Source organism: Pseudomonas sp. D47, assembly GCF_045447305.1.
Classification (GTDB): domain Bacteria; phylum Pseudomonadota; class Gammaproteobacteria; order Pseudomonadales; family Pseudomonadaceae; genus Aquipseudomonas.
The window spans coordinates 36,165-49,666 of sequence record NZ_JBJGXU010000007.1; the positions used below are offsets into that span (position 1 = coordinate 36,165).

The window sequence follows — 13,502 nt, forward strand, 5'->3', positions numbered from 1 at the left end:
TTTTAATACGGATATTGCCCAGAAGAACTAAAAGTCCATAATGGACAAATTAGTTTATTTGCAGAGATCGCCATGTCCAGCACGCCCCACGTGATCAACCAAGCCCAGGCTCGCGAATTACTCGCCCAGATCGATGTGCCTCACATCCTGCGCAAGCTGTTTCGCGACCTGGCCGCAGGGCTTGCAGTGCAACCGGCGCAACAGTGGGTGGCGTTCCCGCAGGGCGCCGGCGACTTTATCAACTACCTGGGCGTGCTGGCCGAAGACGGGGTTTACGGGGTCAAGACCTCGCCGTACATCGTGCGCGAGCAAGGCCCGCTGGTGACGGCATGGACGCTGTTGATGTCGATGCGCACCGGCCAGCCCTTGTTGCTCTGCGATGCGGCTGAGTTGACCACCGCGCGCACCGCCGCCACCACAGCATTGGCGGTGGACGCCCTGGCACCGGTGGCAGCACGGCGCCTGGCGATTATCGGCAGCGGCAAGGTTGCCCAGGCGCATCTGCGTTATGTGCAGAACCTGCGCGACTGGCAGCACATCAGCCTGTATTCGCCCAGCCTGAGCCGAGCAAATGCCGAGACCCTCGCCCACCTCAAAGGCCTGGACCCACGCCTGACCCTCGCCCAGACCTGTGATGCCGCCCTGGACGACGCTGACGTCATCCTGCTCTGCACCTCCTCGGCAGGCCCGGTGATCGACCCGACACGCTTGCGCAAACCCGCACTGATCACCTCCATCAGCACCAATGCCCCGCGCGCCCATGAAGTGCCGCCTGCGAGCCTCGAGCACATGCACGTGTTCTGCGACTATCGCCAGACCACCCCGGGCGCGGCCGGTGAGATGCTGATCGCCAGTGAACGCCACGGCTGGGACAAGCGCGCCATCGTCGGCGACCTGCCCGAATTACTCAGCGACATGGCGCAGCGCCCGGACTACGACCGCCATGTGTTTTTCCGCTCGATCGGCCTGGGCCTGGAAGACATTGCGCTGGCCAATGCCCTGTACCAAATCCAGCGCTAAGCGCTTTAAGGAGACGTTTATGAGCCATGCAGATTTCATCATCATCGGCGGCGGCATTGCTGGCGCGTCCACAGGTTTCTGGCTCTCGCAGCATGGCAAAGTGCTGGTGCTGGAGCGCGAAAACCACCCGGCCTATCACTCCACCGGGCGTTCGGCGGCGCTCTATACGGCAGCTTATGGCACCCCGCAAGTGCGCGCGCTGACCCTGGCCAGCCGCGAGTTCTTCGACAACCCACCCGCAGGCTTCTGTGAGCACCCGCTGCTGACGCCGCGCGGCGAAATGACCGTGGATTTCAGCGGCGACCCAGCGGAGTTGGAGAGCCAATACCTGAGCGCCAAGGCCACCGTGTCGCAGGTCGAGCGGCTGAGTGCCGACGAGGCCTGCGCGCGGTTGCCGATCCTGCGCCGTGAAAAAGTCCATGGCGCAATCTTCGACCCCACCGCCAGCGACATCGACACCGACGCTCTGCACCAGGGTTATTTACGCGGTATCCGGCGTAACCAAAGCGAAGTGCGCACCGACAGCCACGTGCTCGGTTTGAACCGTGACGCCGACGGCCTGTGGCATGTGAGCTGCCAGGATGCGACGTACACCGCGCCGATCATCATCAACGCCACCGGCGCGTGGGCCGACCATATCGGCGGGCTGGCTGGCGCGGCGTCCATCGGCCTGCAACCCAAGCGCCGTTCGGCGTTTATCTTCGCCGGGCCCGAAGGCGTGGATACCCATCATTGGCCGATGCTGGTGGCCCTCGACGAAGCCTTCTACATGAAGCCCGACGCGGGCATGTTCCTGGGCTCACCGGCCAACGCCGACCCGGTTGAACCGCAAGATGTGCAGCCCGAAGAACTCGACATCGCCATGGGCATCTATCAGATCGAAGAAGCCACCACCTTGACCATCCGCCGCCCGACGCGGACCTGGGCCGGCCTGCGCAGTTTTGTGCACGACGGTGATTTGCTCTCGGGCTTCGATCCGCAGGTGCCCGGGTTGTTCTGGGTGGCGGCACAAGGCGGCTATGGCATCCAGACATCACCGGCCATGGGCCAGGCGAGCGCAGCCCTGGTGCGCGGCGCGCCGCTGCCGGAGCCGTTGACGCGATTCGGCCTGGACGCTGGTATGCTCTCGCCCGTCCGCCTGGAGCCGCATTAATGAACACCGCCGAACACGACAAGGTCATGCAGAACTTCCGCGCGATTGCCGATGCGATCGCCACGTTGTTCTTTCCCCACGCGGAAGTGGTGCTGCATGACCTGCGCACGCAAAAAGTCGATTACATCGCCAATAACCTGTCCAAACGCGCCCTCGGTGACGACTCATCGTTGGAGGACATGCTCAGCGATGACGTCAGCGAAGTGAATATCGGCCCGTACGAAAAGCTCAATTGGGACGGTCAGAAAATTCGCAGCCTGAGCACCGTGCTCCACGACCACAAAGGTCACCGGCTGGCGGTGCTGTGCATCAACCTGAATATCTCGCTGTTCGAAAATGCCAAGGCGGCGTTGGATCTGTTCCTGTCGCCAAGCAAGCTGATCCCGCAACCGGACTCGCTGTTTCGTGATGACTGGCAGGAACGGATCAACACCTTCTTGCATGCGTGGATGCGTGAGCGTCAGTTGAGCCTGAACCTGCTGACCCGTGACCATAAGCGCGAACTGGTGTTGGCGTTGCATGCCGAAGGCGCGTTCAAGGGCAAGAGCGCTTCGAACTATGTGGCGAATGTGCTGGGGATGGGGCGGGCGACGGTTTACAAGCACCTTAAGGAATTGAAGGGCTGAGCAGATAATCTTCGAAACACCACCGGTCAACTGTGGGAGCTGGCTTGCCTGCGATAGCCATAGGTATCTACACAACTTTCAAAGGCCACCACATCCCCGCGAAAGCGGTGGGTCAGTCAACATCAATGTTTGCTGAGCCGACGCCTTCGCGGGCAAGTCGAATCGTCGCACCGCCGCTCCCACACTTGGCTGAGTTCAGCTTCAAAGATCAGGCCGCCTCGGCTTCGCTTTTGATCTTGATCTGTTTTTGATCTCAGGCGCCCCGTTAACCACGCTGGCCGCACGCCGAGCCTAAGCGAGGTGCCGAGTGGTGGGGCAAGAGCGTTTTGCTTACTTTTGCGCTGTTCAAAAGTGAGCCGCCGTAAGGGCGGAACCCATAGCAGCCGTGATCCAAATAACGGATATGTACCCAGCGGCCCCTCGTCAACCACAGTACTCAACCCGTAAAAAAGATGTGTAGATACCTATGCTGCGATAGCGGTGCATCAGCCAATGAAGAATTGACTGACAGACAGCTATCGCAGGCAAGCCAGCTCTCACATAGACCTAGGCTAGGTTCAAAACCGTATTCACAGTCAGTCGCCGTAGATATCCGACTTGAAGTACTTCTGTGAAATCTTCTGGTACTCACCACTGGCGCGGATGCCGTCGATGGCGGCATTCAACTCGCTGACCAACGCGGTATTGCCTTTGCGCACCGCAATCCCAGCGCCTTCGCCCACGTATTTGGGGTCCTTGAGTTCCGGGCCGACGAAGGCGTAGCCCTTGCCGCGTGGCATGTTCAGGAAGTCACTCAGCGGGATGGTGTCGGCAAAGATCGCGTCCAGGCGCCCCGACGCCAGGTCCATGTAGATCTCTTCGTTGTTGCTGTAGCGCTTGACCTTGATGCCCTTGGGCTCGAACACCTCGGTGGCATAACGGTCGGTGGTCGTGGCCCGTTGCACGCCGATGGTTTTGCCTTTGAGGCTGGCGTACTGGTCATCCACCACCGCACCGTCCTTCATCACCAAGCGCGAGGAGGTGAAGTAATACTTGTGGCTGAAGTCCACCGACTTCTTGCGGTCTTCGTTGATGGTCATGGACGACAGGGCCATGTCGATTTTCTTCACCTTGAGGGAAGGAATCAGGCCGTCGAACTCACCTTCCACCCACACGCACTTGGCTTTCATCTGCGCGCACAGGGCGTTGCCGATGTCGTAGTCGAACCCCTCGATCTTGCCCTCTTGCGTCTTGGACGCGAACGGCGGGTACGCCGCCTCGATGCCGATACGCAGGGGTTTGTCGGCTGCCAGCACATGGCTGGAAGCAATCAGGCTCAGGGCCAGAGCGGTGATAAGCGTGCGTTTCTTCATGATCGTTGTCTCGCAAGTTGTTGTTGGTTTGGCAAGAAGTGAAGAAAGAAAGGAGCCGGCGGAAGATTTTATGTACTTATAATTCCATATTGGACTTTTGTGTATTGCTCGTCAATCCGCCTGATTCATCCACGCCAGCGCCATAAAACCTCCCATGAAGCTCCATACCTGTTGGCCAGACTGGGCGCCCATAGACGGCGTTAAAGGCTTGAGGTTTTATGTTTCGAACCATAACGGCGAGCATCCTGATGATGTCCTCTTGCTTGGCTGCGGCGGTGGATGCAGACGCCCTAAGCCGCGAACAAAGCATGGCAATCGACCGCTATGTAGCCGCCGAAATGGCCCGGCAGGGCTTGCCGGGGCGGCCCTTGGGGATTTATCGAAACGGCCGGGTCGTGCTCGCCAAGGGCTATGGTTTTGGCTGGGAAATCCGCTCGATCAACGGCCACCGGGTGGTCGAGCACGGTGGCTCTTGGCAGGCTTCACGTCGCACCTCTCTCGGTTTAGCGACGACAAACTGACCGTGGTGGTGTTGACCAACCTCAATGCCGAATACAGCTACCCAGAGGTCATCGTGCGTGGCGTGGCCGGCCTGATCGAGCCTGAGCTGAAATGAGTGCGGCGGGCAAAATTATTGCCCATCTCCATCGTCCCTCCACAAAACCTCCCATAAAAGCGCACGTTTGTTGCGCACAATGCACCGACCACGGTCGAATGGCATCACCCAAAGGCTATGATCAACATTCGAACACGGCAACGGACGGCAGCCAAGACACGGCAGATTACCGCGAGCACAGGGATGGGACGGCGCGCGACCAATTCACCGAGCAGACCATGAATGATTTTCCCGTTGCATCGATGCCCCGACCGGACAACGCCCGCGAAACTCAGGCGCTGGTGCTGATTGCGGAAGACGAGCCCGAGATCGCCGACATCCTGATTGCTTATCTCAAACGCAGCGGTTTTCGCACCGCCCACGCACTCGATGGCCGGCACGCCTTAGAAATGCACCTGGCACTCAAGCCGGACCTGCTGTTGCTGGACGTGTTGATGCCTCACGTGGATGGCTGGCAGGTACTCGCCGAAGTGCGCCATCGCGGCAATACGCCGGTGATCATGCTGACGGCGCAGGATCAGGACATGGACAAGCTGATGGGCCTGCGCATCGGGGCCGACGACTACATCGTCAAACCGTTCAACCCGGCAGAGGTGGTGGCCCGCACCCAGGCGGTGCTGCGCCGCTCCCTCGATTACAGCTACCGCGCCTGCCCCACAGTGTTGCGGGTGGATGCGTTTGATATCGACCTGGAAAGCTATGAAGTCACGGTGACTGCCGCCGGTAAAAAAGTGCCGCTGGCCTTGACCGTCACCGAGTTCCGCTTGCTGGCCCAGTTGGCCAAGGCGCCGAAACGGGTGTTTACCCGCGCCGAACTGCTGGCCCAATGCTCCCCGGAAAGTGACAGCCTGGAACGCACGGTCGACAGCCACATCAGCAAACTGCGCCGCAAGATCGAAGACCTCGGGTTGCAGGGCGTGCCCACCAGCATTCGGGGCGTCGGCTACCGTTTTGGAAGTGCCTCGTGAAAATGTTTAACGGCTTGAGCCGTCAGATCATCCTGTCGATGTCCGTTGTGGTGTTGTGCGTGATCGCGTTGGCGGTGATTGGCTCATACATTTTCTACGCGTTGCTTTGGACGTACTGGCCGCTCACCGATGACGAAGTGGATCAGTGGCTGCCGGCCAGTGCCGAGTGGATATGGATGGGCTTGACCACGTGCGTGAGCTTGGCGGTGGGTTCGATCGTGGCGCTGAAGTTATCTCGGCGGATCCTGATGCCCTTGAACTCGGTGGCCGAGAACCTGCGCAAACTGGCGGACGGCGACTTGGATGTGCAAGCCGTGGCCGGCGACCAATCCATTGGTGAGGCGGCCATTCTGGTGGATGACTTCAATAGCATGGCCAAACGTTTGCAGCGTATGGCACAGGAGCAGGCGTTCTGGAATGCAGCGATTGCCCACGAACTGCGCACGCCCCTGACCATCCTGCGCGGACGCCTGCAGGGCTTGGCCGAAGGCGTGTTCGAGCCCGACACCGCGCAGTTCTACAGCCTGCTGGGCCAAGTGGAAGGCTTGACCCGCGTGATCGAGGATTTGCGCGTCGTCGGCCTGGCCGACAGTGGCTACCTGGAACTCAACCTGCAGGAAGCCGACCTGGCCACGGGGATTGAAGAAGATGTGCGGCTGTTCGAACCGAGCCTGGCGGACGCAGGGTTTGTGCTGCAGCTGGACATGCAACGCCGCACGATGCGCTGCGACCCGGCCAGGATCCGCCAGGCCTTGTTGGCGCTGCTGGACAATATCCGCCGGCACGCGACACCGGGCAACGTCGTCGTGCATTTGAGTACCCGCGATGCAATCAATTACCTGCGCGTGCGCGATGACGGCCCCGGCATTGACGAGGGTTTCGCCAAGCACATATTCGAGGCCTTCCAACGCGGTGAACACTCCCGCTCCCGTGCCCAGGGTGGCAGCGGCCTGGGCCTGGCGGTGGTACGCGCGATTGCCCTCGCCCATGGTGGGGCCGTGACCTGCCGACGGATGGAAAACGGCGGAACGCTGTTCGAACTCAGCTGGCACGCTTGATTTAACCAGGGACTGCGATGCGTATTTTTTCCTGGGGGTTCACGCGAACCGCCCGCTATCGACACTTTGCCTTGTTGGATACCCACGGCGTTTGCAGGGCGTTCAAGAGCTGTGGTGAAAAACCTGCCGGTGAGCACTGGGTAGAAGTTGAACACGTGAACTTGGCCTGGCTGGGAAGCACGCTGCCCAACCGCGCCCGGATCGTTTAGCACTCTAGGTGGCCTAGACTATGTCAACTGCACAGCAACACTTCGCTAACGCGTACTTATCAACCCTTGAAGACGCACTGAGACTGCACACCTTGCGCCTCAAGAAACTACAGCGCTTCTGGATCCCGCTGCAGCAACGCGCGCCCAAATGGGTGTTGGCGTTGTGGGTGGTGGGCGTCTGCGTGTCCGTAGCGACCCAGTGCTACTGCCACTGGCTGGTGACCGCCCCGATGATTTGTGGGCTGATCGTGGCGGAAATCATCATCGACGAAACGCAAATGACACTACTGCTGCGTGCGGATGCCACCCGTGACTTGCTCAAAGAGGCGCGGGAAAGCTGTCTGTATTAGCGGAGTAAATTGCCGTTTTCCGCAACGCCTTTACGAACTCTCCTACAGACGATGACCGCCTCGAAACATAGCCTCGCTCACTGACCTACTTAGACGTTTAAAGGCAGTGATCGCGACCATGTCATCTTTAGGAGCATTACAAGTGGACGGTGTGTTTTGCATCAGCCTTGAAGAGCGTGAGGACCGCCGTACGTTGCTTCTAAGGGAATTCGCAGACGCTGACTTGAACATTGAATTTTACCTTGCCAAACGCGATACCAACCCTGAACGCGGGTGTTTTACTTCCCATCAGGCCTGCGCGGCGCTGGCCCTTGAACGCGGGTATAAAAACGTCCTGATCCTGGAAGATGACGCCACGCTGGTCGGCGTGAAAGGCTCGACTATCCAGCGCATCAATCACTTCTTGCGCTCAAGGCAGCCTGATATTTTTTTCCTCGGTGTGACCCTGGGCACGCTGTGGCTCACGTGGAGTTGGAACGTCGCCCGATGCCGCGCCAAAGGGACTCACGCTTACATCATGTCTGATTCAGCGTGCAGAAAACTGCTGACGTTTGAGTATGCTGAACAGCCGATAGACAGGCTCTACTCCAAGCACTTCAAAGCCTACTGCGCATTCCCGATGATCTGCCAACAACAACCAGAAGAAATCAACCCGAGCGATATCAGCTCAGGGTCCACGATGCTGTTCTGGAAAAACAACTGGAAAAGACAGTACCGAGAGATCCTCCGAAACGTTGGAAAAACACTGATCAGGAAAGATTTTTAGTCGCTACACCCGCCTCCTCTCGCAGGCCTGACGTTGCTACCTGACCCGCGAAGCTAGGCACCCGGCAAACACAGTGATCTGTGCTCGCTGGTGTATTTCTGCCTGATCAGCGGCAAAGAGCCCCAAACGTCACTAAAAGAGCTCTTGCCCCACCACTCGGCACCACCCGCAGGCTTTGGACCGTGGGTGGCCAGCGGGGCTTAACGGGGCGCCGCACCGCTGCGATGGCATCGACTGTGTGGCACTGATAGACCGAGGTCTCTGCATCGCAGCGGTGCGGCGATCCGACAAGCCAGCTCCCCCAGAAAAGCAGAGCATTGCGGTGCTGGCAGCCAAGCTGATCTTGGCAGCCGAGCTAGCTCCCACATTTGGATCTCAGTACATCAGACAGAGAAGTGCTGCTGTGCTTTTGCTTTGTTTCTGCTTCAACCATTCAGGTCGGCTTTCAGGCCGCCGTGCTCTGCTGTTGATCTTGATCTGACAGGCCCAGGCGGCCCACGGTTTCAAGCCTGCGTGCGGGCACACCGAGCCTAGGCGACGATCAGAGGCCGTGACATTGCGATTCACTCTTTGAAACTGACCCTGAACGTCCTGGGTATCACCGACGTCACGTTTATCGCGACGTTCGACGTTAAAGCGGTCGACCTGGGAGACGTCAGGATGAAGGGTTTTCTAGAGACCTTTGATCATCAAATCCAAAGGTCTTTGCGGGGTTAGCAGGCATTCACTTTGTGGCGAGGGAGCTTGCTCCCATTGGGGCGCACAGCGGCCCCAAAAAATGGGCCTGCTACGCAGTCCAACGTGAGCAAGCGCCCTCGCCACAGGTTACGACTACTGACAGCCGATCCGGCTCGGCAACTGGCCCTGCTTCGACTTCAACGCGGCCTGCACCGGTTGCGGCAAGTTGCTCCAAAACGTCAGCCCTGAGCGCGCCTCGATCTGGTTCACCGTCACTTGGTAGTCGCAAAAATTCGCGTCCTTGGGCGTCTCCTGGTTCATCACAAACGCGGCGTAAATCCCGTTTTCAGGTGAACTGCCGACAAAGATGATTTTCCAGTAACCGCTGGGAATGGTGTGCACCTTGTTAGTACCCGGCAGCGTGCCGACAAAATGTTCATACAGCGGCCCGGTGGTGACGTACACCTGGTCAATGCCGGCAGCTTTGCTCAGGTTGCGCTCCTGATCTTCAAGGTGCGCCCAAGGCCCCTGGTTGAGATCGGCCTTCTGCGGGGTGATGTTCGACAGGTAGTTGAGCGTGTGCCAATCAGCAACGCCCGCCATCGACGCGAGGTTGGTCTGATGGCCGCGGTCGACTTTGAGCGCGACATTCGCGCCGTTGTAATCCACTGGGTCGAGGGTTTCGCCATGCGGGATATCCGGGTCGGTCTTCCAGTCACGGGGGCGACCGCTGGCCGGTGTGTCCTTGGTAATTCTGTACGCCACCCAGTTGGCAAACTTGGTCGAGCCATTGTTGTTCAGCGTGTACGCCTGGCGGTTCAACGTCAGCGGGCTGCCGCCGCTGGGGCAACCCACCGAGCAGTTATCAAACGGCAGCACCGGCTCTAGTGGGGGCTGAACAGTGACAAGAGGTTCGCGGGTTCTATCGGGCGTGGTACAGGCGGCAAGCAACGGGATCAATAGATACGCCAGGTGCTTTAACTTCATACGTCCTTGCATGGTGTAGCTCCTTGAGGTGACAGCAATAAATGGCAAATCGACGGTTGCGATTCCTTCGCGAGTCGACATACGCATTAAACCAGCACAATTGTTTCAATGTGAGGATAAGCGTTACCACTGGCTGGAAATAAGATGATCAACCCAATGAACACGACCCGGCACATCCGCCAGGCGCTACCCCACGATGTACAGGCACTGATCGCACTGGATACCTATGCAACCGCCCACACCAGCCGTCGCGTCTTTATCCATGATGCCGTCGCTCGCCAGCAATGCCTGGTCGCCGTTGACGCAGAGCAGTGTGCGGGCTACCTGGTGCTCACCTATGATTTTTTCAACCACGACTTTGTAGCGCTGGTGGTTGTGTCACCGGCCTACCAGCGCCAGGGCGTGGCGCTGCGGTTACTGGCTGCCGCGCAAGCGCTGTGCAGAACGCCAAAGCTGTTTGCTTCAACCAATGCCTCCAACACCGCTGCGCAGGCGATGCTCGCCAAGGCTGGATTTGTACCGAGCGGGCACATCGAGAACCTGGACGATGGCGACCCGGAACGGGTGTACGTCAAATTCGTTCGCTGAGGCAGGCCTGCCGAAGTCACGGGTTCACGGTAGCGACGGCGCAATCAAGCACAGGGTTTTCTGGCGCATAGCCCGTTCAGGTAAGGCTTGTGTTGGGGGGCTTGCGCTGGGAACACCAGCGGTGCCTTGATCTCCATCTCGCCGGAACTGTCAGGCAGCGGCGCCGCTGTCCGCCTTGAAGCGGTACGACAACGTCACGCGCTTGCGTTCACCCGTGGCATTGACGGCCTCGAACACTTCCCCACCGCCATACGGCGTGGCTGCAGGCCGACAAAGCCTTCCAGCCAGAGCGGCTGATAACGCCGGGATTGGGTTTCATTAAGCGGCTGCCCTGCTCGGCGCAAACGGCTCATCGCCTCCCAGGCATCGTCGCGGCAGTATTCGGCTGCGTCCAGATACACGGCCAGCGCGCCGGGTAGATCCTGCGGGCGGCCCTTGCCCTCTTCCATAAGGCGCCCCGGTGGCAACTTGGCGTTCTTGCCCGAGAGACGATAGAACGCGCGGGCCTTGACGTAGTCCACCGGCTGGCCTTCACCGCGCTCGGCCCCCACCCCCTACCGAAAGACCAACAATCGCGAGGCTTAGCAGAAAAAGGTGCAACGGCCTCTATCGAAGCCGTTGCGCTGTAGGCATCAGGGCTTGACCCAATCCAGGTCTACCGCACCCTGAATACCCTCGACCCGCCCCTTGCTGCTGTGCTGCCACCACTGCCAGCTCTTGCCCCGCGAGCTCCAGGTTTCTGGCACGGTGGGCTGGGCGGCGTCCCAATGGGCAATCCACAATGGGCATTCACTGAAGTCATGCTTGCGCCAGGCCACGCTGTTGCTCCAGACGCTGGGCGAGGCATAAATATGCGGATAAGCGCCTTCCAGCAGCGAAACCCTGACAAGCGTTACCAGTTGGAACAGCGCATCGGCCATCTGATCCGCAGTGGCTGCTTCGTTACGGTTGGTCTCGACATCGATGGCCAGGATGTCCTGCCCGACCTTGAACCCCACCTCAGCGAGCCGGGCCTTGATATTGGCCAATTGCTCGCACGGTGTGCTGCTCAACGCACGGAAATAGTGGTAAACCCCAGCCTTCAGGCCGTTCGCCTTCATGCCCTGGAAGTTCTCGACGAACTTGGGGTCGGTGTAGTCGCCGCCCTCCGTCATCTTCGCTATCGCATGGGTGACACCCGCGCCTGCCACACGTGCCCAGTCGATGTTGCCCTGCCAGCGCGACACGTCGATACCCCGTGCGTTTTCATCAATAATCGGTCCTTCGCAACTCATATCTGCACGCCTTCAGTGAATGTCTCGTCGCCGTATCTTTTCATCAACGACGCGCAGCTATGCACTATCGGGATACCGCACATGACTCATTTCGGGTGAAAGCCTGCACATCAATGCACGATGCTGCGTCAAATTTCAGACAAAGAAAAAGCCACTCGTTAGAATGGCTTTTTCTTTGTATTTGGAGCGGGAAACGAGACTCGCATCTAGCGTCCGCCCCTTTGAAAATTAAGGGGTTTATTTTTTGCCAAAGCAGGAAAAAACTTAACTCTGGACTTGTTTTCGGAGAATCTCCAGTCCAAAAAACCGACTTACATCCAGATCGGTCAGCGGCATTCATGATGCTTGAACCCGCCTACGCGACTGGATGCTCATCCCTCATGCATTTATCAGCGGGCAGATAAGCCCAGGATTAACGTTTAACCTTCAAAAGAACAGCAACACCGAGGACAGCGGAAAGAATAGAGCCCATCAGCACTCCAACCTTCACCTCATCGACCAAATGCGGGTTACCCGGGAAGGCCAGCGCCCCGATGAAGAGGCTCATGGTGAAACCAATGCCGCACAGCAGCGCTACACCGTACAGCTGAGACCAATCACATTGCTCAGGCAGCTTGGCCAGCCCTGTGCGAATAGCCAGCGCAGCCAAACCAAACACACCAATTTGCTTGCCTAGCAATAGCCCAAGCGTTACCCCCAGAGGTACTGGGTCGATCAGGTTGTTGGGCGAGATACCGGCAAGAGACACACCCGCATTGGCAAAGCCGAAGATGGGCACAACGGCGAAAGCGACCCACGGGTGCAGCTTTCCTTCCAGGTGGATGAGCGGTGATTTGCGCTCGCTGCTCGCCGCTCGCATCGGAATGCACAGTGCGAGAATGACACCGGCCAAGGTCGCGTGGATACCCGACTGAAGCATAAAGAACCACAGCAGACCGCCCGCTATCAGGTAAGGCGAAAGCCTGGTCACACCGCATCGGTTAAGCATGACCAGGAACACAATAACGGCCAGTGAGGCCAGTAGCATGCTGACGGACAAGCCGCTGGTGTAAAACAGCGCGATGATGAGCACGGCACCCAGGTCATCAAGAATCGCCAGCGCAGACAGAAAGATTTTCAACGAGATGGGCACACGTTTACCGAGCAGCGACAGTACGCCCAAGGCAAACGCAATATCGGTCGCAGCCGGAATAGCCCACCCTCCCAAGGTTTCGGCGTTACCCCAGTTGACCGCAATATAGATCAAAGCAGGTACCAGCATACCGCCTAACGCGGCGAACCCTGGAAGAGCGCGCTGGCTCCAGCTCGATAACTGGCCGACCAACATTTCACGCTTGATCTCCAACCCCACCAGCATGAAAAACACCGCCATCAGGCCATCATTGATCCAGTGCTCAATCGAGAGGCCAACGACTTTTACGTGCAGTGACGAGAAGTAAATGTCTGCCAACGGGGAGTTGGCGACGAGGAGTGCTATCAAAGCAGCAGCCATGAGTATCAGGCCACCCGCTGATTCCGCGGCCAGGAATCGGGAGAAAAAAGCACGCGTGGCGGGTGATTCACGATGGCCGTGGGGTTTATCCGGACGTGAAGATTTCAAGCTCATAGGCACAGTCACTCCGCGCGGCGGCCCGACCTGCGCTGAATTAAACCTGCCCTCCCGCGGTTTGCGGTGACACCCCTTGTCACATTCTACATGATGCCCGCCATGGTTGAATAAATGCTTGGAACGATCAACGCCGTTTAGCTATCGAACAGCCGAGCTGATGACCTCAACAAGCATATAGCGGTGACATTTTCGACCGCGCGGCGTTGCAATAAGCAGGTTTTGCCGGTTTTGCCCTCAAAGCTTGTTAG

General features: G+C 58.7%; 14 protein-coding genes. 9 read left to right on the forward strand and 5 right to left on the reverse strand.

Going from position 1 to position 13,502, the window contains the following annotated elements:
* The first annotated feature begins 72 nt into the window (after positions 1-72).
* Genes ACI77I_RS07520 through ACI77I_RS07530 form a run of 3 tightly spaced genes read left to right on the forward strand, consistent with a single transcriptional unit; the run spans position 73 to position 2,799 of the window.
* Positions 73-1,020 (forward strand): ornithine cyclodeaminase family protein, encoded by a 948-nt coding sequence (locus ACI77I_RS07520; RefSeq protein ID WP_406997242.1) that lies wholly within the window; start codon positions 73-75, stop codon positions 1,018-1,020.
* A gap of 19 nt (positions 1,021-1,039) precedes the next feature.
* Positions 1,040-2,173, forward strand: a complete 1,134-nt coding sequence (locus tag ACI77I_RS07525) for an NAD(P)/FAD-dependent oxidoreductase (protein ID WP_406997243.1) — start codon at positions 1,040-1,042, stop codon at positions 2,171-2,173.
* Positions 2,173-2,799: a transcriptional regulator gene (locus tag ACI77I_RS07530; RefSeq protein WP_094952087.1), complete on the forward strand. Its 627-nt coding sequence runs from the start codon at positions 2,173-2,175 to the stop codon at positions 2,797-2,799. The genes ACI77I_RS07525 and ACI77I_RS07530 overlap by 1 nt, the downstream gene beginning before the upstream one ends.
* Positions 2,800-3,374: 575 nt before the next feature.
* Here the strand turns inward: ACI77I_RS07530 and ACI77I_RS07535 are convergent.
* A complete protein-coding gene (locus ACI77I_RS07535) occupies positions 3,375-4,151 on the reverse strand; it encodes an ABC transporter substrate-binding protein (RefSeq protein ID WP_094952086.1) in 777 nt (258 codons plus the stop codon).
* 218 nt (positions 4,152-4,369) lie between these two features.
* On the opposite strand from ACI77I_RS07535, the gene ACI77I_RS07540 reads away from it, so the two are divergent.
* The 5 genes from ACI77I_RS07540 to ACI77I_RS07560 all read left to right on the forward strand — a co-directional run bounded on the left by ACI77I_RS07540 (position 4,370) and on the right by ACI77I_RS07560 (position 8,118).
* Positions 4,370-4,672, forward strand: a complete 303-nt coding sequence (locus tag ACI77I_RS07540) for a hypothetical protein (protein ID WP_176462971.1) — start codon at positions 4,370-4,372, stop codon at positions 4,670-4,672.
* A gap of 313 nt (positions 4,673-4,985) precedes the next feature.
* Complete coding sequence (locus ACI77I_RS07545) at positions 4,986-5,735, forward strand: response regulator (RefSeq protein ID WP_242155510.1); 750 nt, start codon at positions 4,986-4,988, stop codon at positions 5,733-5,735.
* Positions 5,732-6,793 (forward strand): ATP-binding protein, encoded by a 1,062-nt coding sequence (locus ACI77I_RS07550; protein ID WP_242155508.1) that lies wholly within the window; start codon positions 5,732-5,734, stop codon positions 6,791-6,793. The genes ACI77I_RS07545 and ACI77I_RS07550 overlap by 4 nt, the downstream gene beginning before the upstream one ends.
* A 229-nt stretch (positions 6,794-7,022) precedes the next feature.
* Positions 7,023-7,352: a hypothetical protein gene (locus ACI77I_RS07555; protein WP_242155506.1), complete on the forward strand. Its 330-nt coding sequence runs from the start codon at positions 7,023-7,025 to the stop codon at positions 7,350-7,352.
* Between the two features lie 118 nt (positions 7,353-7,470).
* Positions 7,471-8,118 carry a glycosyltransferase family 25 protein gene (locus ACI77I_RS07560; RefSeq protein WP_141240582.1) on the forward strand — a complete coding sequence of 216 codons (648 nt, stop codon included), beginning with the start codon at positions 7,471-7,473 and terminating at the stop codon, positions 8,116-8,118.
* Positions 8,119-8,949: 831 nt separating this feature from the next.
* Here the strand turns inward: ACI77I_RS07560 and ACI77I_RS07565 are convergent.
* Positions 8,950-9,795, reverse strand: coding sequence for a DNA/RNA non-specific endonuclease (locus ACI77I_RS07565; protein WP_406997244.1), 846 nt, complete (start codon positions 9,793-9,795; stop codon positions 8,950-8,952).
* A gap of 132 nt (positions 9,796-9,927) precedes the next feature.
* On the opposite strand from ACI77I_RS07565, the gene ACI77I_RS07570 reads away from it, so the two are divergent.
* Positions 9,928-10,371 (forward strand): N-acetyltransferase family protein, encoded by a 444-nt coding sequence (locus ACI77I_RS07570; protein ID WP_406997245.1) that lies wholly within the window; start codon positions 9,928-9,930, stop codon positions 10,369-10,371.
* 194 nt (positions 10,372-10,565) lie between these two features.
* Here ACI77I_RS07570 and ACI77I_RS07575 read toward each other — a convergent pair whose 3' ends face one another.
* The 3 genes from ACI77I_RS07575 to nhaA form a co-directional block, all read right to left on the reverse strand.
* Positions 10,566-10,922, reverse strand: coding sequence for a hypothetical protein (locus ACI77I_RS07575; protein WP_176462969.1), 357 nt, complete (start codon positions 10,920-10,922; stop codon positions 10,566-10,568).
* Between the two features lie 81 nt (positions 10,923-11,003).
* Positions 11,004-11,645 (reverse strand): glycoside hydrolase family 25 protein, encoded by a 642-nt coding sequence (locus ACI77I_RS07580; protein WP_406997246.1) that lies wholly within the window; start codon positions 11,643-11,645, stop codon positions 11,004-11,006.
* Positions 11,646-12,057: 412 nt separating this feature from the next.
* On the reverse strand, positions 12,058-13,251 hold the full coding sequence (gene nhaA, locus ACI77I_RS07585; RefSeq protein ID WP_094952078.1) for a Na+/H+ antiporter NhaA: 1,194 nt from the start codon (positions 13,249-13,251) through the stop codon (positions 12,058-12,060).
* Positions 13,252-13,502 lie beyond the last annotated feature (251 nt).

Coding starts and splice junctions, on each gene's coding strand:
- ACI77I_RS07580 (WP_406997246.1), bottom strand. CDS start 11,645: ATGAGTTGCGAAGGACCGATTATTGATGAAAACGCACGGGGTATCGAC.
- nhaA (WP_094952078.1), bottom strand. CDS start 13,251: ATGAGCTTGAAATCTTCACGTCCGGATAAACCCCACGGCCATCGTGAA.
- ACI77I_RS07525 (WP_406997243.1), top strand. CDS start 1,040: ATGAGCCATGCAGATTTCATCATCATCGGCGGCGGCATTGCTGGCGCG.
- ACI77I_RS07535 (WP_094952086.1), bottom strand. CDS start 4,151: ATGAAGAAACGCACGCTTATCACCGCTCTGGCCCTGAGCCTGATTGCT.
- ACI77I_RS07520 (WP_406997242.1), top strand. CDS start 73: ATGTCCAGCACGCCCCACGTGATCAACCAAGCCCAGGCTCGCGAATTA.
- ACI77I_RS07540 (WP_176462971.1), top strand. CDS start 4,370: ATGTTTCGAACCATAACGGCGAGCATCCTGATGATGTCCTCTTGCTTG.
- ACI77I_RS07565 (WP_406997244.1), bottom strand. CDS start 9,795: ATGCAAGGACGTATGAAGTTAAAGCACCTGGCGTATCTATTGATCCCG.
- ACI77I_RS07570 (WP_406997245.1), top strand. CDS start 9,928: ATGATCAACCCAATGAACACGACCCGGCACATCCGCCAGGCGCTACCC.
- ACI77I_RS07530 (WP_094952087.1), top strand. CDS start 2,173: ATGAACACCGCCGAACACGACAAGGTCATGCAGAACTTCCGCGCGATT.
- ACI77I_RS07545 (WP_242155510.1), top strand. CDS start 4,986: ATGAATGATTTTCCCGTTGCATCGATGCCCCGACCGGACAACGCCCGC.
- ACI77I_RS07555 (WP_242155506.1), top strand. CDS start 7,023: ATGTCAACTGCACAGCAACACTTCGCTAACGCGTACTTATCAACCCTT.
- ACI77I_RS07560 (WP_141240582.1), top strand. CDS start 7,471: ATGTCATCTTTAGGAGCATTACAAGTGGACGGTGTGTTTTGCATCAGC.